Source organism: Variovorax sp. MHTC-1 (genome assembly GCF_003984645.1).
Classification (GTDB): Bacteria; Pseudomonadota; Gammaproteobacteria; order Burkholderiales; family Burkholderiaceae_C; genus Variovorax.
In genome coordinates this window covers 24,556-46,383 of the sequence record NZ_RWKI01000026.1, presented here as the reverse complement: position 1 = coordinate 46,383, position 21,828 = coordinate 24,556, and the positions used below count along the sequence as shown (strand labels likewise).

Sequence of the window (21,828 nt, the reverse complement as noted above, 5' to 3'; positions counted from 1 at the left end):
AGCGGCGAGCCCGCGCACCGCCCAGGCGCGCGCATTCAGCTCGATCGCGCCATCGGGCCGGCGCGGCAATGTGGCGCTGAGGCGTTCGCGCAGCTTCGATCGATCTGTCTCGTTCAAGGCCATCGCATAGCCGGGCGCCGGTCCTTGCCCGCCCAGGAACGGCGTCCAGTAGTCGTCGAAGTCGCGAAACGGCGTCGCGATATCGAGCGGCCGCACTTCGACGGCACGCAATCCGGCCTGGACGAACAGCGCTTCGAGCGGCGCCGGCCGACACAGCGGAAATCGCAGTCCTTCGTCGAGTTCCGTGGCCGCCGGATTCAGCGCCACGGCCGCGTCCCAGAAGCGGCGCATGAGTTCCATCCCGCCGGCGTAGTCCCACACGTAGGCGGCCACCGTCCCGCCCGGCTTGACCGCACGGGCCATTTCGGCGACCGCGCGCCCGGGCTCGGGAACGAAGTTCAGCACCAGCGCGGCGACCGCGGCATCGAAGCGCCCCGCCTCGACCGGCAGGCTTTGCGCGTCGCCGACCTCGAAGGACGCACGCGGATCCGGTATGCGGCGCCGCGCGTGATCGACGAAGCCTTCGGAGGCATCGATGCCGAGCAGCGACGCCGGCTGCGCGTGTTCCAGGATGGTCTGCGCGACGGCACCGGTGCCGCAGCCGACGTCCAGCCATGCCGATTGCGCCGGCACCCGGAGCCAGGCCAGGAGTTCGGCCGCCACCCTTCGGCTCCAGCGCCCCACATAGGGCTCGTAGAGATCGCCGGCTGCCCAGGTGTCCTTTCGATCGGCCATGACTGCGCTCCTTCAGGAGATGTCCCGAGAAAGGGATTGTCCGCCTCGCTGGACTTGTTCCGGCAAAGGCGGCAGGCGGGAACAGCACGGTCCTCTGCCGCATCCAATAGCACAAGGCCCGACATGCCGTCACCTCCATCCGCCAACGCCGCAGCGACCCCTGCCTCCGATGCAGAACTGGCCGCTCGCGCTGCGCGTGGCGACATCGATGCCTTCCAGCAGATCATGCGCAAGCACAACCGCCTGCTGTTTCGCACCGGCCGCAGCATTTTGAAGAACGACGAAGAGACGCAGGATGCGCTGCAGGAGGCCTACCTGCGCGCCTGGCGCTCACTCCCCGCCTTCCGCGCGGAGGCGCGCCTGTCCACCTGGCTGGTGCGCATCGTGGTCAACGAGGCACTGGGGCGGCTGCGCCGCGGCGCCGGCGCCCAGGTGGTCCCGCTCGACGCCGCCATGGATCTGTGCGCAGCGCAAGGAGAAACGTGGATGCACGCGGACGCCGGCGAACAGCCCGAGCGCGTGGCCATGCGCGGGGAAACGCGTCGCCTGATCGAGGCCGGCATCGATGCCTTGCCCGAAGCGTTTCGCACCGTGTTCGTGCTGCGTGCCGTGGAAGACATGAGCATCGAGGAAGTGGCGGCTGCGCTGGCGATTCCCGAAGCGACTGTGCGCAGCCGCTTCTTTCGCGCCCGCGGACTGCTGCGCGAGTCGCTGTCGCGCGAAGTCGATGTCGCCTTGAGCGATGCATTCGCCTTTGCCGGCGCCCGCTGCGACGCCATCATCGCGCGCGTCATGGCTGCCATCGGCCAGGCCGGCGCTGCGCGCTGAATCCCCCACACGGGTGCTGCGAAAGGAGCTCCACATGACCACGTCTCATCGTGAATGGCTGCAAGCGAGCGGATTCGAAACCCAGGCCGGCGCACGAACCGCGCTGATCGCGACCACGACTGCGATCGCAGCCGCCCTGGCTGTCGCGTGCGGCGGCGGCGGGGGCGGCGGAGGCGTCGGTGCGGGTGGCGCCGGAGGTCCCACAGCCGAGCAAGCCGCTCTCGTCGCACAGGGCAAGCAGATCTTCCGCTTCGACACCTTCGGCGACGAGGCCCATTGGACCGACACGCTGCGCATGCATGAGGTCATCAGCGCCGCGATCAGTCCCGTGGCCGCGCTGGCGGTCGGACTGAAGGTCGACGCCGAGGCACTGCCGCCGGCCGTGGCGAAGGGCATCCAGGACGGAAGCATCGATCTCAAGAGCCCCGACACGACCGTCGCATTGCTGAAGCTGGACGCTGTGGTCGGGCTCAAGGGCACGGTGCAGACGGTCGGCGGCAAGGATGCGCTGACCCGCGTCGGCGTCACCTGCGCCCTCTGCCACTCGACCGTCGACGATTCTTTTGCGCCGGGCATCGGCAAGCGGCTCGATGGCTGGGCCAATCGGGACCTGAATCCCGGCGCGATCATCGCGCTTTCGCCGGCGGTGGACGCGGCCAGGAAGGCCGTCTATCTCTCCTGGGGCAAAGGCAAGTACGACCCGCGGTTCAACATCGACGGCCTCAACAAGCCGGTGGTCATCCCGCCGGCCTATGGACTGGAGGGCATTCACAGCATCACTTTCACCGGCGACGGCGCTGAAGTCGCCTACTGGAACCGGTATGTGGCCGTGACCCAGATGGGCGGCCAGGGAAGTTTCTCCGAGCCGCGGCTGAATCTGAACATCACCAACGGCACCACGGACCTGGTCACGAGCAAGCTGCCCGCGTTGCAGGCGTATCAGTTGTCCTTGAAGGCTCCGGCTGCACCGGCGGGCAGTTTCGACGCCGCTGCAGCCGCGCGGGGCAAGGTGGTCTTCGACGGCGCAGGAAAGTGTGCGAGCTGCCACAGCGGCGCCCTCTTCACGGACGCCAACTCGACGCTGCATCCTCCCGGCGACTCGATGGCGGAACCGGAAACACCGAGCTACGCTTCCCGTTCGGCGACCAGGATGTACCGCACCTCGCCCCTGCGAGGCGCCTGGCAGCACGCGCCCTACTTCCACGACGGGTCGGCCGCCACGCTCGAGGATGTTGCAGCCACCTACAACACCAGGCGGTCGCTGGGCCTCACTCCGCAGGAGATCGCAGATCTCGCCCAGTACCTGAAGTCGCAGTGAGGCACAGCGCGAGGTTCGCGCACTCGCTGCTCACGCGCACGACGCGGCTTGCCACGACCGCCTTTAACGGCAAGGCGCGGCGTGGTCCCTTGGTGAAAACCCACTGGCCCATGACTTGCTAAACCTGGGCCAATGATCGAAAATTTTCTTTCCCTGCACCACTTTGTAATTTTCTTTTCATCTTTCGCACCTTGAAGGGGCGAGCCCGAACCGAATGCTTGCCTCTTCCGCGACTTCCGCGACCACCGTGGCGCAGCGCATCGCGCAGGCCCTGCCGCAGCTGACGCGCTCGCACCGCCAGGTGGCCGACTACGTACTGGAGCGTCCCCTGCAGGTCGCGACGCTGCCGATCGACGAGCTGGCGATGGCGGCCGGCGTGTCGGTGGCCACCGCCAACCGGTTCGCACGCGCCCTGGGCTTCGACGGCTATGCGAATTTCCGCGCCGAACTGGTCCGCGGTTTCGAGCCCCTGCTGGCGCCGGTCGAGCGGCTGCGCGGCAGCCTCGCGCAGCCCTCGACGGTGGCCGAGGTCTTTGCCGCCGCGCTGGAGGAAAGCCGGGGCAACATCGAGGCCATCCGCCAGGCGCTCGACCCGGCCTCCTGCGAGGCGGCGGTGGCGCGCATCCTCGAGGCACGCACCATCTACATCGTCGGCTTCGGCGCCAGCGCCTGGCTTTCCGGTCTGCTGCAACATGGCCTGGACACCTACTGCGCCGACGTGCGGCTGCTGCCCTCGGTGAGCGGCGTGACGCACGGCGCGCGCGCGCTGTCGCGCGGCGGAGCGCCCGATCTGCTGGTGGCGCTGAGCTTCCCGCGCTACCTGACCGACACCATCGCGCTGACCGGCATCGCCCGCGGCCAGGGTGTCGGCGTGCTGGCCCTCACCGACCGGCCCAGCTCGCCGCTGGCGCCGCTGGCCGACGTGGTGCTCTATGCGCAGACCGAGACCCGCTACCGCCCCAACTGCGAGACCAGCGTGCTGGCGCTGATCGAGGCGCTGACCAGCGCCGTGGCTCTGCGCGCGCCGGGCGCGTTCCAGGCCGCCGGCAAGATCGTCCACTCGGTCATGCCCTGGCTGCACGGCGCGCAGGGACTGCGAGCCCCCAACGCCGAAAAGAACCAACCCGCGCAGGCGCCGCGCGCACCGAGAAGAAAGAAGAAGGCACGATGAGAACCACACCGGTCATTGCGATCCACGGCGGCGCGGGCACCATCAGCGCGGCGGCGCTGGACGCGGGCGCGGCCGCGGCCTACCACGACGCGCTGCGCACCATCGTGCTGGCCGGCCAGGCGCTGCTGCTGCGCGGCGCCAGCGCGCTGGACGCGGTCTGCCTGGCGGTCGAGATGCTGGAGGACTGCCCGCTGTTCAACGCCGGCCATGGCGCGGTCTTCACAGGTGCCGAAACGCACGAGCTCGACGCCGCCGTGATGGACGGCGCCGAGCTGCGCGCCGGCGCCGTGGCGGGCGTCAGCCGCATCCGCCACCCGGTGCACGCCGCACGCGCGCTGATGGAGGACGGCGCCCACGTGCTGCTGGCCGGTGCCGGCGCCGAGGCCTTCGCGCGCGAGCGCGGGCTGCAGATGGTCGAACCGGAGTACTTCTCCACCGAGGCGCGACGCGAGCAGTTGTGTCGCGCGCGCGCCGAAGGCCGTATCGCGCTCGACCACGACGGCGCGGCACGCGCAGCGGCGCTGTCCACCGCGCCGCTGGACGAGACCGACAAGTTCGGCACCGTCGGCGCCGTCGCGCTCGACCGGCATGGCCACCTGGCGGCCGCGACCTCCACCGGCGGCATGACCAACAAGCGCGTCGGCCGCGTCGGCGACTCGCCGCTGATCGGCGCCGGCACCTATGCCGACGACAAGCGCGCCGCCGTGTCCTGCACCGGCAGCGGCGAAATGTTCATCCGCACCGCCGCGGCCTACGACGTCTGTGCGCGCATGCGCTATGCCGGCCAGTCGCTGGCGCAGGCCGCGCACGCCGTGATCATGCAGGCCGTGCCCGCCATCGGCGGCAGCGGCGGCCTGATCGCGATCGACCGGGCCGGCAACGTGTGCCTGCCTTTCAACACCGAGGGCATGTACCGCGGCCACGCGCGCGGCGCCGAGCTGCCGCACACTGCCATCCACCGATGAACGCTGCCGTCCTGCCAGAACCCGCCGCGACCTCCGGCGCGCCGGACCTGCCCGGCCAGCGCGTGCTGGCGGTCGACGCCCTCACCGTGCGCTTCGCGAGCTCCGAGCGCACGGTGGACGCGGTGCGCAAGCTGTCCTTCCACGTCGACCGCGGCGAGACGCTGGCCATCGTCGGCGAATCGGGCTCGGGCAAGTCCGTCACCTCGCTGTCGCTGATGCGGCTGGTCGAATACGGCGGTGGCCGCATCGTGCAGGGCCGCATGGCCTTCCGCCGCCGCGACGGCCGGGTGCTCGACCTGGCGCAGGCCTCCGACGCGACCATGCGCGGCATCCGCGGCGCCGACATCGCGATGATCTTCCAGGAGCCGATGACCTCGCTGAACCCGGTCTTCACCGCCGGCGACCAGATCGCCGAGGCCATCGCCATCCACCAGGGCAAGGACCGCGCCGCCGCACGCGCCGAGGCGCTGCGCATGCTGGAGCTGGTGCGCATTCCCGAAGCGCGCAGCGTGCTCGCGCGCTACCCGCACCAGCTCTCCGGCGGCATGCGCCAGCGCGTGATGATCGCGATGGCGCTCTCGTGCCGGCCCTCGCTCCTGATCGCCGACGAGCCGACCACCGCGCTCGACGTCACGATCCAGGCGCAGATCCTCCAGCTCGTCCGCGAGCTGCAGGCCGAGATGCAGATGGGCGTGGTCTTCATCACCCACGACATGGGCGTGGTCGCCGAAGTGGCCGATCGCGTGCTGGTGATGTACCAGGGCGACAAGGTCGAGGCCGGGCCCTCCGAGCCGCTGTTCGCGGCGCCCCGGCATGCCTACACGCGCGCGCTGCTGTCGGCCGTGCCGCACCTGGGCGCGATGCGCGGCACCGACCTGCCGCGGCGCTTCGAACTGCTTCGGGTCGACGCCGCGGGCGCCCGCGTGAGCGTGAGCGATGCAAGCCCGCAGAACACTGTGCAGAGCGACCAGCCGCCGATCCTGCGCGTGAAGGACCTGGTGACCCGCTTCGAGCTCAAGAGCGGCCTCTTCAGCCGCGTGACGCGCGTGGTGCATGCGGTGGAGCAGATCAGCTTCGATCTGCGTGCCGGCGAGACGCTGGCACTGGTCGGCGAATCGGGCTGCGGCAAGTCCACCACCGGCCGCTCGCTGCTGCGCCTGGTCGAGAGCCAGGGCGGCGCGATCGAGTTCGACGGCCGCAACGTGCTCACGCTGCCCACCGTCGAGCTGCAGGCGCTCCGGCGCAATATCCAGTTCATCTTCCAGGACCCCTTCGCCTCGCTCGACCCGCGGCTCACTGTCGGCTTCTCGATCATGGAGCCGCTCTTGATCCACAAGATCGCGAGCGGCGCCGAGGCCCAGCAGCGCGTGCGCTGGCTGCTCGAGAAGGTCGGCCTGCCGGCCGACTACGCGCAGCGCTACCCACACGAGTTTTCCGGCGGCCAGCGCCAGCGCATCGCGATCGCGCGCGCACTCGCGCTCAACCCCAAGGTGGTGGTGGCCGACGAGTCGGTGTCGGCGCTCGACGTCTCGATCCAGGCGCAGATCGTCAACCTCATGCTCGACCTGCAGCGCGAGCTGGGCATCGCTTTCCTGTTCATCTCGCACGACATGGCCGTGGTCGAGCGCATCAGCCACCGCGTGGCGGTGATGTACCTGGGCCAGATCGTCGAGATCGGCCCGCGGCGCGCAATCTTCGAGAATCCGCAGCACGCCTACACGCGCAAGCTGATGGCGGCAGTGCCGGTCGCCGATCCGGCGCGCCGCAACCGCGACCGCCCGCTGCTGCAGGGCGAGATCCCGAGCCCCGTGCACCCGGTGGGCTACGCACCCGAGCTCAAGCCGCTCGTCGAGGTGGGCCCCGGCCACTTCGTCGCACACCACCCGATCAACTGATTTATCTAGAAGGAGCTCCAGCATGAACAAGCAACGCCTCTCCCGCATCGCCGCCGCGCTGACCATCGCCGGCCTGGCCGGCTTCGCGCTCTCGGCGCACGCCGCCAAGGACGTCGTCGTCGCCGTGCAGTCGGGCTTCACGACCACCGACCCGTACGACGCCAACGACACGCTCTCGCAGGCCGTCGCCAAGTCCTTCTATCAAGGCCTCTACGGCTTCGACAAGGACATGAAGATGGTGCCGGTGCTGGCCACGAGCCACACCGTCAGCAAGGACGGCCTGGTCTACACCGTCAAGCTGCGCACCGGCGTGCAGTTCCACGACGGCACGCCTTTCAACGCCGAGGCCGTGAAAGCCACCTTCGACCGCGTGACCAATCCGGACAACAAGCTCAAGCGCTACAACCTCTACAAGAACATCGCCAAGACCGAGGCGGTCGACGCGACCACGGTGCGCTTCACGCTCAGCGAGCCCTTCTCGCCCTTCATCAACACGCTCGCGCACCCGTCGGGCGTGATCATCTCGCCGGCGGCGCTGGCCAAGTACGGCAACAAGGGTATCGCGCAGAACCCGGTCGGCACCGGCCCCTTCAAGTTCGTCGAATGGAAGGCCACCGACCACCTGAAGGTCGCCAAGTTCGACGGCTACTGGAAGAAGGGCTACCCGAAGGTCGACAGCATCACCTTCCGCCCGGTGGTCGACAACAACACGCGCGCCGCGATGATGCAGACCAACGAGGCGCACTTCGCCTTCCCGATGCCGCCCGAAGCGGCCGCGACGCTGAGGGAAAAGCCGAGCCTCGAGGTGAGCAGCTCGCCCTCGATCATCCATCGTTACATCTCGATGAACACGCAGCAGAAGCCCTTCGACAACCCGAAGGTGCGCGAGGCCATCAACTACGCGATCAACAAGGAAGCGCTGGTCAAGGTGGCATTCTCGGGCTATGCCATTCCGGCCGAAGGCGTGCTGCCCAAGGGCATCGAGGGCGCGGCCAAGCTCGGCCCCTGGCCCTACAACCCGGCCAAGGCGCGCGAGCTGCTGAAGGAAGCCGGCTACCCGAACGGCTTCGAGAGCACGCTCTGGTCGGCCTACAACTACACGACCGCGCAGAAGGTCATCCAGTTCGTGCAGCAGCAGCTGGCGCAGGTCGGCATCAAGGTGCAGGTGCTGGCGCTCGAGGCCGGCCAGCGCGTCGAGCGCGTCGAGAGCGCGCAGGACCCGGCCACCGCGCCGGTGCGCATGTACTACGTGGGCTGGTCCTCGTCGACCGGCGAGGCCGACTGGGCGATGCGGCCGCTCCTGGCCTCCGAGTCCTTCCCGCCCAAGCTCTTCAACACCGCCTACTACAAGAACCCCGAGGTCGATGCCGACATCAAGAAGGCGCTGGTGACCACCGACCCCGCCGCCAAGGCCAAGATCTATGCCGACGCGCAGCAGCGCATCTGGAAGGATGCGCCCTGGGCCTTCCTGGTGACCGAGCAGCTGCTGTCGGTGCGCGCGCGCAACCTGGCCGGCTTCTACGTGATCCCCGATGGAAGCTTCAACTTCGACGAGGTGGAACTCAAGTGAAGCTCTCCCCCAGGCTCCCCCACTTCGTGTGGTCCGCCAACCCCCTCACCGGGGGCAACACCAGCGGCCCGGCAAAGCCGGTTCCGCGGTGTTCCCCGAACGGGCCTGGCTTCGCCGGCCGCGGGGTGGGGCGCGAAGCGCGGTGGGGCACTGAAATGATGATCCTGCACACAGCAAGCGCATGACCCAATATGTCCTCAAGCGCTTGCTGGGCTTGCTGCCGACGCTGTTGATCGTCGCGGTGCTGGTGTTCCTGTTCGTGCACATGCTGCCCGGCGATCCGGCGCGGCTGGCGGCGGGGCCGGACGCCAGCCCGGAAACGGTGGCGCTGGTGCGCGCGGACCTCGGACTCGACAAGCCGCTGCCGCAGCAGTTCCTGAACTTCTTCACGAACATGCTGCAGGGCGACTTCGGCCATTCGCTGCGCTCGAAGCGGCCGGTCGCGACCGAGATCGCCGAGCGCTTCATGCCGACGCTGCTGCTGACGATCACGAGCATGGCGTGGGCCGTGGTGTTCGGCATGGCCATCGGCATCACGTCGGCGGTGTTCCGCAACCAGTGGCCCGACCGGCTCGGCATGACGCTGGCAGTCTCTGGCATCTCGTTCCCGGCCTTCGCGCTGGGCATGCTGCTGATGCAGATCTTCTCGGTCCAGCTCGGCTGGCTGCCGACGGTGGGCGCCGATTCGTGGCGGCACTACATCCTGCCTTCGCTGACGCTGGGCGCGGCCGTGGCGGCGGTGATGGCGCGCTTCACGCGGGCCTCCTTCATCGAGGTGATCCAGGAAGATTTTGTTCGCACCGCGCGCGCCAAGGGGGTGTCGGAGAAGTGGGTCATCCTGAAGCACTGCCTGCGCAACGCGCTGATCCCGGTGGTCACGATGATGGGCCTGCAGTTCGGCTTCCTGCTCGGCGGCTCGATCGTGGTCGAGGCGGTGTTCAACTGGCCCGGCCTCGGGCGCCTCCTGGTCGACGCGGTCGAGATGCGCGACTACCCCATCATCCAGACGCTGGTGCTGCTCTTCTCGCTCGAATTCATCCTGATCAATCTCGTGGTCGACGTGCTCTATGGCTATATCAACCCCACCATCCGCTACAAGTGACGCGCCGGTCCCGGCGCTCGCCGCCGAAGGCAAGGTGCGCACGCCGTGGACCGAGTTCTGGCGCAAGTTCCGCATGCAGCACGTGGCGGTGGGTGCGCTGGTCTTCGTGCTGCTGCTGGTGGCGGTCGCGATCGTCGCGCCGTGGATCGTGCCTTACGACGCCGAGAACTTCTTCGACTACGACAAGCTCAACACCGGCCCCTCGGCCGCGCACTGGTTCGGCGTCGACCCGCTCGGGCGCGACATCTTCAGCCGGATCCTGATGGGCGCGCGCATCTCGCTGGCGGCCGGCTTCCTCTCGGTGGTGCTGGGCGCCATCGTGGGCACCGTGCTGGGCCTCCTGGCCGGCTACTACGGCGGCTGGTGGGACCGCATCGTGATGCGCATCTCCGACGTGCTGTTCGCCTTCCCCGGCATCCTGTTGGCGCTGGGCGTGGTCGCCATCCTCGGCAGCAGCATGACGAACGTGGTGGTCGCGGTCTCGGTGTTCAGCGTGCCGGCTTTCGCGCGGCTGGTGCGCGGCAACACGCTGGTACTGAAGAACCTGACCTACATCGAGGCCACGCGCAGCATCGGCGCCAGCGACCGCACCATCCTGCTGCGCCACATCCTGCCGGGCACGATCTCCTCCATCGTCGTCTACTTCACGATGCGCCTGGGCACCTCGATCATCACGGCCGCCAGCCTGAGCTTCCTCGGCATGGGCGCGCAGCCGCCGATGCCCGAGTGGGGCGCGATGCTCAACGAGGCGCGCGCCGACATGGTGAATGCGCCGCACGTGGCGCTGTTCCCGTCGTTGGCGATCTTCTTCACGGTGCTGGCTTTCAATCTGCTGGGCGACGGTCTTCGCGACGCCCTCGACCCGAAGATCGATCGGGTATGAAGCTCTCCCCCAGGCTCCGCGCACTTCGTGTCGCTCCTCCACCCCCCCCACCGGGGGCCACACCGGCGGCTCGGCAAAGCCGGTTCCGCGGTGTGCCTGGAACAAACATCGCAGCAGGCGCAGTGACATGCTGATCTCTGCGATCCCACGCATCGGCACCCTGCCTTCGGGCCGGTGCGATGCCATCACTGACGTGCACAGCGTCGCGGTCGGCCATGCGACGCTGGCCGACGGCGAGGTGCAGACCGGCGTGACGGTGATCCGCCCGCATGCCGGCGACCCGTTTCTGCAGCGCGTGCCGGCGGGCTTCGCGGTGCTCAACGGCTTCGGCAAGAGCGTCGGCCTGCTGCAGGTCGAGGAGCTCGGCGTGCTCGAAACGCCGATCGCGCTGACCAACACCTTCTCGGTGCCGGCCGTGGCGGCGGCGCAGATCCGCCAGTGCATCGCTGCGAATCCGGAGTGCGGGCGCAGCCTGCCGACGGTCAACCCGCTGGTGTTCGAGTGCAACGACGGCTTCCTCAACGACATCCAGCGCATGGCCGTCGAAGAGAGCCACTACCTGCAAGCGTGGGCCTCGGCCGGCGAGGACGTAGCGCAGGGCGCGGTCGGTGCCGGCCGCGGCATGTCCTGCTTCTCGCTCAAGGGCGGCATCGGCACTGCATCGCGGCGCGCCGGCACGCACACGGTGGGTGCGCTGGTGCTCGCCAACTTCGGCCTGCTGCACCAACTGATCGTCGCCGGGCAACCGGTCGGCAAACGGCTTGCCAGGCAGCCCGCCGAAGCCGAGAAGGGCTCGATCATCATGCTGCTCGCCACCGACGCGCCGCTCGACGCGCGCCAGCTGCGCCGGCTGGCGCTGCGCGCCGGCGCCGGCCTCGCGCGCACCGGCTCGGTCTTCGGCCACGGCAGCGGCGACATCGCGCTCGCCTTCTCGACCGCTTACGCGCTGCCGCAGCGCCGCGAGGATCCGACGCCGGCCGTCGCGCTGCTGCACGACGGCCTGCTCGACGAATTGTTCCAGGCCGCGGCCGACAGCACCGAGCAGGCCATCCTGCATGCGCTGTGGCATGCGGAATCCGTCACCGGGCGCGACGGCCATGCGCGGCCGGCGCTCAGCGCGCTGCTGCGCGAACTTGGCTCCCCATGAAAATCCTTATCTCCGTCGATATCGAAGGCGTGGCCGGCGTCTTCCATGCCCAGCAGGTGCGTGCCGGCAACCCCGAGTACGAGCGCGCGCGCCGGCTCATGACCGAGGAGGCGAACGCCGCCATCGCCGGCGCCTTCGACGGCGGCGCGAACGAGGTCTGGGTCAACGACTCGCACGGCGACTTCCGCAACATGCTGCCCGATCTGCTCGACGCGCGGGCCCAGGTGATCCAGGGCAAGCCGCGCTACCTGAGCATGGCGAGCGGCGTCGAACTCGGCATGGACGGCGTGTGCATGGTCGGCTACCACTCGCGCGCACAAGGCCTGGGCATCCTCGCGCACACCATCAACAGCTTTGCCTTCGCCGGCATCGAGATCAACGGCCAGGCGGTAGGCGAGGCCGCCCTCTACGGCGCGCTGGCGGGCGAATACGGCGCGCCGGTGCTGATGGCCAGCGGCGACGACGTCTTCATCGCGGAGAACCGAGCGCTGTTCCCGCACGCCACCTTCGTGCAGACCAAGCGGGCGACCGGCCAGACCAGCGGGGTGTCGCTGTCGCCGGCGCAATCGTGCGAGGCGATCCGCGCCGGCGTGAAGGCGGCCCTTGCGGCGCCTGGCAACGCGCAGCCATTCGTCATGCAGAAGCCGCTCGCCGTCAGCTTGCGCACTCAAACGCCCGCGCTGGCCGACCTGTTCTGCCAGTGGCCCGAGTTCGAGCGCGTCGCCGCGGCCGAGCTGCGCTTTGCCGCGCCCTCGGTCGAGGCCGCGGTGCGCATGCTCAACTGCTGCTCCGCGATGTCGTCGATGCTGCGTTGAACGGATCGACGTACACGGTGACGGCCGGGCAGGCACTGCCCTCGCGGCTGTCGGCGCGCCGCTGCAGCGCTTCGATGCCGGCCATCATCGCGGCGTTGTAGCTCGGCATCGGTCCTTCGGCCGATTCGATCGCGATCGGCTTGCCGTCCAGTTCGGCGTGCTTCTGAAGGATCCAGTAGAAGTGGCCGGCGACGGGCTCGTCCACGATCAGTTCGACGGAATCGGGGGTCATGGCGCTCTCTCTCCTATTGCGCGAACATCAGCGCCAGGCGCTGCGCGTCGTGCTCGGCGTCGAGCAGCGCATCGTCGGCGGTGGCCCGCAGCTCGATGCAGACGTGCACGACCCGTTCTTCGGAAGCTTCGCGGATCTTGACCACGCCCGTCCACCAGCCTTCCTGCCACTGGCAGTCGAGCAGCATGGTCTGGCCGTGCGCCTGCGCCACGACCGCCTGTCGGCGGCGCACGGGCGAAGTCCGGTGCCAGACGCGTCGGGATGAACTCAACAGCTTGGAGAACATGGCGGCCCTTTGGTTGAAGACCAGGGAGCCCATTGGATGCGCGCCAAGCTGCGCGCGGAAGCGATGGATTTCACGCTTCGGCCGATTTGCGCACGGGATCGGCTGAAGCGTGCAATACGCCACGGCCAAGGGTCCAGCGCCGGCAAGAAAGGCAGAATGCGCTGAGCTCGCACCCCGAGGGAGCGGGCACGCGTCCCGAAAGGAGCGGAGATGGCGCAGCACAAGCAGACGTGGGCGGCAGGAGATCGCTACGAGCCCTACATGGGCCGCTGGAGCCGACAGGTCGCGCCCGGGTTCCTGGGCTGGCTTCAGGTGCCGCCGGGATCGAAGTGGCTCGACATCGGCTGCGGCACGGGCGCGCTCACGGCCGCCATCCTCGATCGGGCGCAGCCGGCCTCGGTGCTCGGCATCGATCCCTCGGCCGGCTTCGTCGAACATGCGCGCGCGCACGTCGCGGATGCGCGGGCGTCTTTCGAAATCGGCGACGCGCAGCAACTGCCGGTCGAGTCGAAGCGCTTCGACGCCGTGGTGTCCGCGCTGGTGCTGAACTTCGTTGCGAAGCCCGAGCTCGCGGCCGGCGAGATGGCACGCGCAGCGCGACCCGGCGGTACCGTCGCCGCATACGTGTGGGACTACGCGGGCAAGATGGATCTCATGCGCCGCTTCTGGGAGGAGGCGGTCGAGCTGGACCCCGCGGCCGCGGCCTTCGACGAAGGCCGACGACCGGTTCAGCTCTGCCAGCCGGCGCCGCTCGAAGCGCTGTTCGTCCAGGCCGGGCTGCGTGGCGTTGAAGTGCAGCCGCTCGATATCGAGACACCCTTTCGCGACTTCGACGACTACTGGACACCCTTCCTCGGCGGACAGGGATCCGCGCCCGGCTACGCGATGTCCCTGAGCGAGGCGGATCGCGCGACGCTGCGCGAGCGCATTCGCTCGGCGTTGCCGGTCGGGCTCGACGGTGCGATCGAACTGGGCGCGCGCGCCTGGGCAGTGCGCGGGATCGCGGCCTGAGGGCGGCGATGCGGGGGCGCGTCACGCACTGAGGCGCCGGGCTCGATCAAGCCGCGCGAAGCGCGCGATCATCCAGGGCCCAAGCAGCGCACCCGCGCCGACGGAGCTCCAGGCGGCGACCCAGCCATAGGTGCTGCCCAGGCCGAAGCGGGCTTGTCCCCAGTCCAGCGCCAGTCCGAATACCCAGGGACTGAGCGCGCCGGCGCCGAAGCCCATCACCGAGCGCACCGAGTAGGCAGCGCCGAGCCGGTGCGGCGCCACGCCGTCGGCGAGCGCAGTCGAATAGACCGACGAGTCGGCGATCGCGAGGAGGTTGTAGAGCGCGGCCATCGCGGCCAGCAGCCACAGCGGCCAGGCCCACATCCATCCGAAGGCGAAGGACATCGAAAGGCTGGCGAGGCTCGCGATCATCATGACCCGTGCGCGTCCGAGCCTGTCCGACGCGGTGCCGCCCAGCACGCTTCCGAATACGCTGACCAGGTGCGCGAGCGCAGCCAGCGCCACGCCGATGCTCTGCATCGAACCCAACTGCCCCGACGAGGCCACGAGGTAGGCGGGCAGCCAGGCCCACAGCGCCATGAGCTCCCAGCAATGGAAGGCATAGGCCCAGTTGCCGGCCATGGCCGGCTTGTCGCGCACCGTCTCGACCAGCGCATGCCAGCTTCCTCCGCCGGCTTGCACGGCAGCGGCGGGCGCGCCGGTGGGACGCATGCGCCGTAGCGCATGCACGGTGACGACAGCGCCGACCACCGCGCAGGCTGCCGCCGCGATCAGGCCGACGCGCCAGTGCAGCGCATGGCTCAATCCGGCCACCACCGCCAGCGAGAGCGCGTAGCCCATCGACGACGAGGCGATGAAGAGCCCCATCGCGCGGCCGCGCACGGCAGGCGCCGTGTTGCGCGCCAGCAATTGAAGGCCGGGCGTGTACGAGGCGCCGGCACACAGGCCCGCCAGCGCATAGAGCAGCGCAGCCGACAGATGGCCGCTCGCGAACACCGCGAAAGCCAGCGCCGCGATCGAACCGAGCGCGCTGCCGGCGAGCAGGACCCGGTGGGCACCGAGCCGATCGGCGAGCAGGCCGACGGCGAACAGGGAGGCGAGATAGCCCACATGCCAGGCGCTCTGGACCGAGCCGGCCTGTGCAGCCGTCATGCCCCAGTCGTGCATGACGAAGGGCAGCACGCCCGAGTAGGCGGTGACGATCATGGCCTGCAGCAGCCGGCTCGCACAGAGGAGCGCCAGCCATCCGCGCTCCGGGCCTTCGCCGGCGGCCGCAGCTTCCTGCGGCGCCACTAGCTGGACACCACGTCGCAGAGCGGGCGCTGCATCAGCACGGTGTCCACCCGGCGCCCGAACTTGAAGCCCACGTCGCGCAGCACGCCGACGTGCTCGAAGCCCAGGCTTTCGTGCAGGCGGATAGAGCCCGTGTTGCCGCTGTCGCCGACGACCGCCACCATCTGCGAAAGGCCGGCCTGGCTGCAGCGCTCGATCAATGCGGCGAGCAAGGCGCGGCCGATGCCGCGGCCCTTCATCCCCTCGGCAACGTAGACCGAGTTCTCGACCGTGCGCCGGTACGCGGGCCGCGGCCGATACGCGCCGGCATAGGCGTAGCCGGCCACGTGGCTGCCGACCATCGCGACGAGGTAGGGCAGGCCGAGCCGCAGCACGTCCGCGCGCCGCGACAGCATCTGCGTCGCGGTCGGCACTTCCTCCTCGAAAGTACACAGCGCATTCAGCACGTAGCGGCCGTAGATCGAGCGGACCGCCTCCATGTGATGCGGCTCTGCATCCAGGATTTCCAAGGCAGCGAGTGAGTTCATGCGGCGATGTTGACCTTCCCCGGTCCATAAGTGAAGCTTCGATCGTCTATGCAAACCATAAGGAATTCTTTGGAAAAGAATTTGAACCTGGATCAGCTCCGATCCTTCGCCCTGGTCGTCGAGGCCGGCAGCTTCTCCGCCGCGGCCGACCGGCTCGGCCTCACGCAGCCGGCCGTCAGCCTGCAAGTCAAGCTGCTGGAACGGCGGCTGGGGGTGCGCCTGATCGAGCGCGTCGGCAAGCGCGCGAGGCCGACCGTCGCGGGGCTGGCGCTGCTGCAGCATGTGAGCCAGATCGAGAGCGCAGTAGAGGCCGCGATCGATGCGGTCGCCGATCATGCCGCGGGCGCGACCGGCCGCGTGCGGCTGGGCTGCGGCGCGACCGCCTGCCTCTACTTCCTGCCGCCGGTGCTGCGCGCTCTGCGTGCGCAGTTTCCGGCGCTCAGCATCGTGGTGAGCACCGGAAACACCGACGACTACGTGCGCAAAGTGGAAGAAAACACGATCGATCTCGCGCTGGTGACGCTGCCGGCGGGCGGACGCTCGCTGGTTGCCACGCCGGTGCGGGACGACGAGTTCGTCGCCATCGGCCGCGGGGACGGCGCGCCGCTGAAGGCACGCGTCTCGCCCGCCGACCTGATGCCACTGCCGCTGGTGCTCTTCGAACCGGCAGCCAACACGCGCAAGCTGATCGACCGGTGGTTCGCGGCTGCGGGATTGACGCCGCGTCCGGTCATGGAACTGGGCAGCGTCGAGGCCATCAAGGAGATGGTGGCCGCGGGACTGGGCTACGGCATCGTGCCGGGCATGTCGATGGCCGGCCGCGGAGCGCATCCCGATCTCAAGGCCAGCCGCCTCTCGCCGCGCATGCATCGCACGCTGGCGCTCGTCACGCGGCGCGACAAGCCGGTCAGCAAGGGAATGCGGATTCTGTTCGACGCCGTCGTATCGGCGGGCAAAGGCTAGGGCCCGTCAACAGGCCCTAACGCACGACGCTGCCCACCAGCCGCCGCTGCGTCGGAAACAACGACCAGCGCTGCTGCGCGTAGCCCCAGAGCCCCTGCTTGAAGAAGATCGTGACCACGATCGCCAGCAGGCCGAGGCCCAACAGGTACCAGGTGCCGTAGTCGCTGAAGAACTTGTTGAGCGCCCAGAAGATCAGCGCACCGACCAGCGGCCCCTCGATGCGGCCGATGCCGCCGATCACCACCATGAAGATCGCAAAGGCGGTCCAGTTCACGCTGAAGGCGGCGTCGGGGCTGATGCGCAGGTTGCCGACGAAATAGAGCGCACCCGCGAGGCCGGCGCCGAAGGCCGCGACCACGTACACCGCCAGCTTCATGCGCACCACCGGAATGCCCTGCGATTCGGCCGCCACCTCGTTGTCTCGGATCGCGAGCAGGGCCAGCCCGCGCTTGCTGCGCAGGAACAGGTAGACCAGCGCGATGGCTGCCACCACGCAGGCCAGCGCCATCCAGTAGGTCACGCTCTCGCGCGTCGCGCGCTCGATGCCGCGCAGCGCGGTGAGCGTGGTGCCGGAGCCACCGCCCACGGCAGAGACGTTGGCGAAGCTCAGGCGGAACACCTCGGCGATCACCCAGGTGCCGATCGCGAAGTAGCCGCCCGAAAGGCGGAAGGCGACGAAGGACACCGGCACCGCGATCGCGGCAGCCGCCAGCGCGCCCAGCGGAATGGCGATGAATGGATTGACGCCGGCGAAGTTGCCGAGCATCAGCATCACGTAGCCGCCGAAGCCGAAGAAGGCCTGCTGGCCGATGCTGACCATGCCGCCGTAGCCGGCGAGCAGGTTCCACATCATCGCGAAGATGAGGTAGCAGGCGATCTCGACGAACTCGCGCATCCAGCTCGATTCGCCCCAGAAGGGCAGGCTGGCCGCCAGCACGACCAGCAGCACCGCCACGATCAGCGCGGCGCGGCTCGCGGCCGTGCTGCGCACGACGTCGAAGGCCGGGTTCGGGGTCAGGACCGGATTCTTGGTCATCGCATCAGCCTCGCGTCTTGGGAAAGAGCCCTTGAGGGCGAAGCACCAGCACCAGCAGGAACACGATGTGCCCGACCCAGATGCCCCAGCCCGGGTCGAGCCGGAAGCCGATCTGCTGCGTGATGCCGAGGATCATCGCGCCGGCGAGCGTGCCCCAGAAGGAGCCCATGCCGCCGATGATCACGGCCTCGAAGGCGAACAGCAGCAACAGCGGTCCGTCGGAGGGCGACACCGTCGTGCGCATGCCCTGCAGGGCACCGGCCACCGCGATCAGCGCGAAGGCAATGGCGGTGGCGAACGCGTAGACCTTCTTCGCATTGAGGCCCATGAGCTCGGCGATCTCGCGGTCGTCCGATACGGCGCGGAAGGAACGGCCGAGTGCCGTGCTTGCGAAGAGCCATTGCAGCGCCGCCGTCGCAAGCACGGCGACTGCCAGCACCACCAGCGGCAGCACGCCCAGCGACAACGACTCGCCGATGCGCAGCCCCAGCGTGTTGAGGCCGCCGGTCTCTATCGAGCGCGGATCGGCCGAGAACAGTTCCAGGAGCAGGTTCTGGATCACGATCGAGAGGCCGAAGGTCACGACCAGCGAGGGCAGCGGGTCCTTGCCCAGCGTGCCGTTGAGCACGTAGCGCTGCAGCGCATAGCCGAAGCCGAAGGCCAGCGGCAGCACCGCCAGCGCGACCAGCAACGGCGCACCGCCCACGAGCGCGGTGCCCGCGATCACCGCGAAGGCGCCGAGGATGATGAAGTCGCCCTGCGCGGTGTTGGTGAGCCGCATGACGCCGAACATCAACGACTGGCCGAGTGCGAACAGGGTGTAGAGGCCGCCGAGCAGGATGCCCTGGAGAAGGGTTTCAAGCACTGTTCAGACTCCGAAGTACGCCGCCGAGATCTGGTCGCGGGTGAGCGCGCCGGAGCGCCCCGAGAGCGAGACGCGTCCCTCCTGCAGGCAGTAGATGCGCTGCGACACGCGCTGCGCCATGCTCACGTCCTGCTCGACGATCACCACAGCCATGCCTTCGCCAGTGATGGCCGGCATGGCCGCGTAGATCTCGCGGATCACGACCGGCGCCAGGCCCAGCGAGAGCTCGTCGCACAGCAGCACCTCGGGGTTGCTCATCAACGCGCGGCCGAGCGCCACCATCTGCTGCTGGCCGCCCGAGAGCGAAGTGCCGGGGTCGCGCCGCTTCTCGGCGAGGATGGGAAACAGCGCGTAGAGGCGCTGCAGGTCCCATGGCCCCTTGCGGCCGGTGTGGCCGCCGATCAGCAGGTTCTCTTCCACGCTGAGGCTTGCGAACAGGCGCCGGCCCTCGGGCACCATCGCCAGCCCGCGCTTCACGATCTCGCCGGGCGCGACGCTGCCGATGGCCTCGCCCTTGAAGTGCACCGCCTCGCGCGGCGCGCGCACCAGGCCCGTGAGGCACTTGAGCAGCGTGGACTTTCCCGCGCCGTTGGCCCCGATGACCGCGACCAGCTCGCCCTGCGCCAGCTCGAAGTCGACGCCGAAGAGGGCCTGGGCATCGCCGTAGAAGGCCTTGAGGCCATGGGCTTCGAGCAAGGCGCTCATGGCTGTTGCTCCCTCTCCCTCCGGGAGAGGGCGGGGGTGAGGGCACAGGACGCTGGCAGAGCGCGCAACGATGGATGCGCCCATGCCCTCACCCTCTCCCGGAGGGAGAGGGGACAAGGCACAAGAGCGCTCATGCTTCCATCCCCATATAAACCCGCCGCACCTCCGGATCGTTCATCACCGCCCGCGGCTCGCCTTCCGCCAGCTTCTGCCCGAAGTTGATGACGAAGAGGCGATCGGCCAGCGACAGCAGCGCATGCACCACGTGCTCGATCCAGATCATGGTCACGCCGCGCGCCTTGATCTGCTTGAGCTCTTGCACCAGTTGCCTGGCTTCAGGCTCGGTCAGGCCGCCCGCGATCTCGTCGAGCAAGAGCAGCTTGGGCCGCGTCGCGAGCGCTCGCGCCAGCTCGAGCCGCTTGCGGTCGAGCAGGGTCAGGCCGCCGGCCGGCTTGTTGGCATGCGCCATGAGCCCGGTCTCGGCCAGCACCTCCTGCGCCGTCTGCCAGGCCTCGCGCTCGGTCTCGCCGGCGCCGAAGCAGGCGGCGGTGACCAGGTTCTCGAACACGCTCATGTGGCCGAAGGGCTGCGGCACCTGGTAGCTGCGGCCGATGCCGGCATGGCAGCGCTGGTGCGGCTTGAGCGTGGTGACGTCGCGTCCTTCGTACTCCACGCGCCCCGCGTCGACGCGCACGTCGCCCGAGATCAGGTTGAACAGCGTGGTCTTGCCTGCGCCGTTCGGCCCGAGGATGCCCAGCGTCTCGCCCTCGGCCACCGCGAGCGTGATGCTGTCGGTCACCTTGAGCGCGCCGTAGGACTTGCACACGCCGTGCAATGCAAGGAGCGTCATGGCTCTCCCCCAGGCTTCGCGCACTTCGTGTCGCTCCGCCAACCCCCTCGCCGGGGGCAACACCAGCGGCCCGGCCAAGCCGGTTCCGCGAAGGCTTGTTGCTCTCCCCCAGGCTCCGCGCACTTCGTGTCGCTTCGCCAACCCCCTCTCCGGGGGCAACACCTGCGGCCCGGCAAAGCCGGTTCCGCGAAGGCTTGTTGCTCTCCCCCAGGCTCCGCGCACTTCGTGTCGCTTCGCCAACCCCCTCTCCGGGGGCAACACCTGCGGCCCGGCAAAGCCGGTTCCGCGGTGTTCCTGGAAAAGAGCGGCTTCATGCCGAAAGCAGCTTCAATGTGCCGCCGGCCGGAATGCTCTTCGCGGCCTCGTTGTTGACGATGGTCAGCTCGACCTTGTACTTCGTGCCCTTGTTCCACTGGCCCAGCACCAGCGGCGTCTTGCTCACGTTTTTGAACGGCCCCTGCCCGCCCCACTTCACCGGGCCGACGACGGTGTCGAGCGAAGTGGCGGCCACCGCATCGCGCACGTCGGCCGCCTTGGTCGACTTGGCGCGCGAGAGCGAATTGGACGCCACCTCGAACAAGGCATGCGCGAAGCCGATCGGCTGCGTCCATTGCTTCTTCGCGCCGGCCTCGTAGGCGTCGGCCAGCGCCTTCGCGCTCTGCTTCGTGAGGCTGGACGTGAACGGATGCGACGGGCTCCACCACACCTCGGTCGACAGGCCATAGCCCAGCTCGCCCAGCGCCTCGATCGCGCCCGGGAACAGGAGCGCCTTGCCCAGCGTGATGACCTTGGGCCGGAAGCCCTGCTGCCGCGCCTGGGTGAGGAAGGTCTTGGCATCGGGCGGGATCACCACGCCGGTCACGATCTCGACGTTGTCGCGCTTGAAGGCCGCGATCTGCGCGCTGAAATCCTGCGTGCCGTTCTGGAAGCGGCCCGGGTCGGTCAGCGTGAAGCCCATCTGCGCCAGCGGCTTTGGGAAGCCGAGCTCCTTGTCGCCCCAGGCGTTGCCGTCGCCGTCATTGGGGAACAGGCCGCCGACCTTCTTGTTGGTGCTGAGCGTCTTCCAGCCGTTGGTGAAATTGGCGATGACGTCCTCCAGCCCCCAGAACAGGTGGTAGGTCCAGTCGAAGCCCTTGGCCGGATCGCCCTTGCGGCCGAAGAACCAGGGCTGCCACGGCACCACGCTGGAGACGCAGGGCACTTCGTTGAGCTCGCAGGCATCGCTCACCGGGTTGGCGGTCTCGGGCGTGCCTGCCGTCAGCACGAGCGCGACCTTGTCCTTCAAGATCAGGTCGTTGGCGACCTCGCCCGCGCGGTTGGGATTGGACTGGCTGTCCTTCAGCACGATCTGCACCGCGTACTTCCTGCCGCCGACGCTGATGCCGTCCTTGAAGGCGGCCTTCATCTGCTCGATGACCCACTTGTCGGCCTCGCCGAAGGGCGCCAGCGGTCCGGTCTGCGGCGACACGTAGCCGATCTTCAGCGTGTCGGCCGCGAACACCAGCGGCGCGGCGCCGCCGGCGGCGAGCGCGGCCGCGGCCTGGGTGAACTGTCTGCGATTGAATGCCATG

The 21,828-nt window shown here is 68.9% G+C and carries 22 protein-coding genes; 12 read left to right on the top strand and 10 right to left on the bottom strand.

What is annotated here, in order from left to right:
• Positions 1 to 795 (bottom strand): class I SAM-dependent methyltransferase (locus EJI01_RS25400; RefSeq protein ID WP_148112372.1); only part of this gene is annotated, 795 nt, incomplete at its 3' end.
• Between the two features lie 123 nt (positions 796 to 918).
• On the opposite strand from EJI01_RS25400, the gene EJI01_RS25395 reads away from it, so the two are divergent.
• The 10 genes from EJI01_RS25395 (at position 919) to EJI01_RS25350 (ending at position 12,489) form a co-directional block, all read left to right on the top strand.
• Complete coding sequence (locus EJI01_RS25395; protein WP_126839900.1) at positions 919 to 1,623, top strand: RNA polymerase sigma factor; 705 nt, start codon at positions 919 to 921, stop codon at positions 1,621 to 1,623.
• Positions 1,624 to 1,657: 34 nt separating this feature from the next.
• Positions 1,658 to 2,941, top strand: coding sequence for a c-type cytochrome (locus tag EJI01_RS25390; protein ID WP_126839899.1), 1,284 nt, complete (start codon positions 1,658 to 1,660; stop codon positions 2,939 to 2,941).
• Positions 2,942 to 3,155: 214 nt separating this feature from the next.
• Complete coding sequence (locus EJI01_RS25385; RefSeq protein ID WP_126839898.1) at positions 3,156 to 4,112, top strand: MurR/RpiR family transcriptional regulator; 957 nt, start codon at positions 3,156 to 3,158, stop codon at positions 4,110 to 4,112.
• A complete protein-coding gene (locus tag EJI01_RS25380; RefSeq protein WP_126839897.1) occupies positions 4,109 to 5,077 on the top strand; it encodes an isoaspartyl peptidase/L-asparaginase family protein in 969 nt (322 codons plus the stop codon). The genes EJI01_RS25385 and EJI01_RS25380 overlap by 4 nt, the downstream gene beginning before the upstream one ends.
• Positions 5,074 to 6,972, top strand: a complete 1,899-nt coding sequence (locus EJI01_RS25375; protein WP_126839896.1) for a dipeptide ABC transporter ATP-binding protein — start codon at positions 5,074 to 5,076, stop codon at positions 6,970 to 6,972. Before EJI01_RS25380 ends, EJI01_RS25375 begins: the two co-directional genes overlap by 4 nt.
• A gap of 22 nt (positions 6,973 to 6,994) precedes the next feature.
• The gene (gsiB, locus tag EJI01_RS25370) at positions 6,995 to 8,542 is read left to right on the top strand and encodes a glutathione ABC transporter substrate-binding protein GsiB (protein WP_126839895.1); all 1,548 of its coding nucleotides are present in this window, start codon (positions 6,995 to 6,997) and stop codon (positions 8,540 to 8,542) included.
• A gap of 181 nt (positions 8,543 to 8,723) precedes the next feature.
• The gene (gene gsiC / locus EJI01_RS25365; RefSeq protein WP_126839894.1) at positions 8,724 to 9,644 is read left to right on the top strand and encodes a glutathione ABC transporter permease GsiC; all 921 of its coding nucleotides are present in this window, start codon (positions 8,724 to 8,726) and stop codon (positions 9,642 to 9,644) included.
• The gene (gene gsiD, locus EJI01_RS25360) at positions 9,610 to 10,527 is read left to right on the top strand and encodes a glutathione ABC transporter permease GsiD (RefSeq protein WP_126839893.1); all 918 of its coding nucleotides are present in this window, start codon (positions 9,610 to 9,612) and stop codon (positions 10,525 to 10,527) included. Before gsiC ends, gsiD begins: the two co-directional genes overlap by 35 nt.
• Before the next feature lie 127 nt (positions 10,528 to 10,654).
• Positions 10,655 to 11,674, top strand: coding sequence for a P1 family peptidase (locus tag EJI01_RS25355; RefSeq protein ID WP_126839892.1), 1,020 nt, complete (start codon positions 10,655 to 10,657; stop codon positions 11,672 to 11,674).
• Positions 11,671 to 12,489, top strand: coding sequence for a M55 family metallopeptidase (locus EJI01_RS25350; RefSeq protein ID WP_126839891.1), 819 nt, complete (start codon positions 11,671 to 11,673; stop codon positions 12,487 to 12,489). The genes EJI01_RS25355 and EJI01_RS25350 overlap by 4 nt, the downstream gene beginning before the upstream one ends.
• Here the strand turns inward: EJI01_RS25350 and EJI01_RS25345 are convergent.
• Entirely contained in the window at positions 12,452 to 12,721 is a 270-nt protein-coding gene (locus EJI01_RS25345; RefSeq protein WP_126839890.1) for a hypothetical protein, read from the bottom strand. The two genes, EJI01_RS25350 and EJI01_RS25345, sit on opposite strands and share 38 nt — an antisense overlap.
• 13 nt (positions 12,722 to 12,734) lie before the next feature.
• Positions 12,735 to 12,953 carry a hypothetical protein gene (locus EJI01_RS25340; RefSeq protein ID WP_126839889.1) on the bottom strand — a complete coding sequence of 73 codons (219 nt, stop codon included), beginning with the start codon at positions 12,951 to 12,953 and terminating at the stop codon, positions 12,735 to 12,737.
• Between the two features lie 264 nt (positions 12,954 to 13,217).
• Here EJI01_RS25340 and EJI01_RS25335 point away from each other — a divergent pair, with 264 nt between their 5' ends.
• The gene (locus EJI01_RS25335; RefSeq protein ID WP_126839888.1) at positions 13,218 to 14,018 is read left to right on the top strand and encodes a class I SAM-dependent methyltransferase; all 801 of its coding nucleotides are present in this window, start codon (positions 13,218 to 13,220) and stop codon (positions 14,016 to 14,018) included.
• A 21-nt stretch (positions 14,019 to 14,039) separates the two neighbouring features.
• Here the strand turns inward: EJI01_RS25335 and EJI01_RS25330 are convergent, their stop codons facing one another.
• Together EJI01_RS25330 and EJI01_RS25325 are read right to left on the bottom strand one after the other, a co-directional pair.
• Entirely contained in the window at positions 14,040 to 15,311 is a 1,272-nt protein-coding gene (locus tag EJI01_RS25330; RefSeq protein WP_126839887.1) for an MFS transporter, read from the bottom strand.
• A complete protein-coding gene (locus tag EJI01_RS25325) occupies positions 15,311 to 15,838 on the bottom strand; it encodes a GNAT family N-acetyltransferase (RefSeq protein ID WP_185879052.1) in 528 nt (175 codons plus the stop codon). Before EJI01_RS25325 ends, EJI01_RS25330 begins: the two co-directional genes overlap by 1 nt.
• Positions 15,839 to 15,886: 48 nt before the next feature.
• Here EJI01_RS25325 and EJI01_RS25320 point away from each other — a divergent pair, with 48 nt between their 5' ends.
• Positions 15,887 to 16,801 carry a LysR family transcriptional regulator gene (locus tag EJI01_RS25320; RefSeq protein ID WP_126839886.1) on the top strand — a complete coding sequence of 305 codons (915 nt, stop codon included), beginning with the start codon at positions 15,887 to 15,889 and terminating at the stop codon, positions 16,799 to 16,801.
• 16 nt (positions 16,802 to 16,817) lie between these two features.
• Here the strand turns inward: EJI01_RS25320 and EJI01_RS25315 are convergent, their stop codons facing one another.
• From EJI01_RS25315 to EJI01_RS25290, 5 genes are all read right to left on the bottom strand, one after another.
• On the bottom strand, positions 16,818 to 17,837 hold the full coding sequence (locus EJI01_RS25315) for a branched-chain amino acid ABC transporter permease (RefSeq protein WP_126839885.1): 1,020 nt from the start codon (positions 17,835 to 17,837) through the stop codon (positions 16,818 to 16,820).
• 4 nt (positions 17,838 to 17,841) lie between these two features.
• On the bottom strand, positions 17,842 to 18,702 hold the full coding sequence (locus tag EJI01_RS25310) for a branched-chain amino acid ABC transporter permease (protein ID WP_126839884.1): 861 nt from the start codon (positions 18,700 to 18,702) through the stop codon (positions 17,842 to 17,844).
• A 3-nt stretch (positions 18,703 to 18,705) separates the two neighbouring features.
• Positions 18,706 to 19,407, bottom strand: coding sequence for an ABC transporter ATP-binding protein (locus tag EJI01_RS25305; RefSeq protein ID WP_126839883.1), 702 nt, complete (start codon positions 19,405 to 19,407; stop codon positions 18,706 to 18,708).
• Positions 19,408 to 19,537: 130 nt separating this feature from the next.
• The gene (locus EJI01_RS25300; RefSeq protein WP_126839882.1) at positions 19,538 to 20,257 is read right to left on the bottom strand and encodes an ABC transporter ATP-binding protein; all 720 of its coding nucleotides are present in this window, start codon (positions 20,255 to 20,257) and stop codon (positions 19,538 to 19,540) included.
• Between the two features lie 310 nt (positions 20,258 to 20,567).
• On the bottom strand, positions 20,568 to 21,827 hold the full coding sequence (locus EJI01_RS25290; RefSeq protein WP_126839880.1) for an ABC transporter substrate-binding protein: 1,260 nt from the start codon (positions 21,825 to 21,827) through the stop codon (positions 20,568 to 20,570).
• Position 21,828 lies beyond the last annotated feature (1 nt).

Bases quoted from the DNA above. Each gene is read 5' to 3' on its own strand.
- EJI01_RS25395 (WP_126839900.1), top strand. From the start codon at position 919: ATGCCGTCACCTCCATCCGCCAACGCCGCAGCGACCCCTGCCTCCGAT.
- EJI01_RS25390 (WP_126839899.1), top strand. From the start codon at position 1,658: ATGACCACGTCTCATCGTGAATGGCTGCAAGCGAGCGGATTCGAAACC.
- EJI01_RS25385 (WP_126839898.1), top strand. From the start codon at position 3,156: ATGCTTGCCTCTTCCGCGACTTCCGCGACCACCGTGGCGCAGCGCATC.
- EJI01_RS25380 (WP_126839897.1), top strand. From the start codon at position 4,109: ATGAGAACCACACCGGTCATTGCGATCCACGGCGGCGCGGGCACCATC.
- EJI01_RS25375 (WP_126839896.1), top strand. From the start codon at position 5,074: ATGAACGCTGCCGTCCTGCCAGAACCCGCCGCGACCTCCGGCGCGCCG.
- gsiB (WP_126839895.1), top strand. From the start codon at position 6,995: ATGAACAAGCAACGCCTCTCCCGCATCGCCGCCGCGCTGACCATCGCC.
- gsiC (WP_126839894.1), top strand. From the start codon at position 8,724: ATGACCCAATATGTCCTCAAGCGCTTGCTGGGCTTGCTGCCGACGCTG.
- gsiD (WP_126839893.1), top strand. From the start codon at position 9,610: ATGGCTATATCAACCCCACCATCCGCTACAAGTGACGCGCCGGTCCCG.
- EJI01_RS25355 (WP_126839892.1), top strand. From the start codon at position 10,655: ATGCTGATCTCTGCGATCCCACGCATCGGCACCCTGCCTTCGGGCCGG.
- EJI01_RS25350 (WP_126839891.1), top strand. From the start codon at position 11,671: ATGAAAATCCTTATCTCCGTCGATATCGAAGGCGTGGCCGGCGTCTTC.
- EJI01_RS25345 (WP_126839890.1), bottom strand. From the start codon at position 12,721: ATGACCCCCGATTCCGTCGAACTGATCGTGGACGAGCCCGTCGCCGGC.
- EJI01_RS25335 (WP_126839888.1), top strand. From the start codon at position 13,218: ATGGCGCAGCACAAGCAGACGTGGGCGGCAGGAGATCGCTACGAGCCC.
- EJI01_RS25325 (WP_185879052.1), bottom strand. From the start codon at position 15,838: ATGAACTCACTCGCTGCCTTGGAAATCCTGGATGCAGAGCCGCATCAC.
- EJI01_RS25320 (WP_126839886.1), top strand. From the start codon at position 15,887: ATGCAAACCATAAGGAATTCTTTGGAAAAGAATTTGAACCTGGATCAG.
- EJI01_RS25315 (WP_126839885.1), bottom strand. From the start codon at position 17,837: ATGACCAAGAATCCGGTCCTGACCCCGAACCCGGCCTTCGACGTCGTG.
- EJI01_RS25305 (WP_126839883.1), bottom strand. From the start codon at position 19,407: ATGAGCGCCTTGCTCGAAGCCCATGGCCTCAAGGCCTTCTACGGCGAT.
- EJI01_RS25300 (WP_126839882.1), bottom strand. From the start codon at position 20,257: ATGACGCTCCTTGCATTGCACGGCGTGTGCAAGTCCTACGGCGCGCTC.
- EJI01_RS25290 (WP_126839880.1), bottom strand. From the start codon at position 21,827: ATGGCATTCAATCGCAGACAGTTCACCCAGGCCGCGGCCGCGCTCGCC.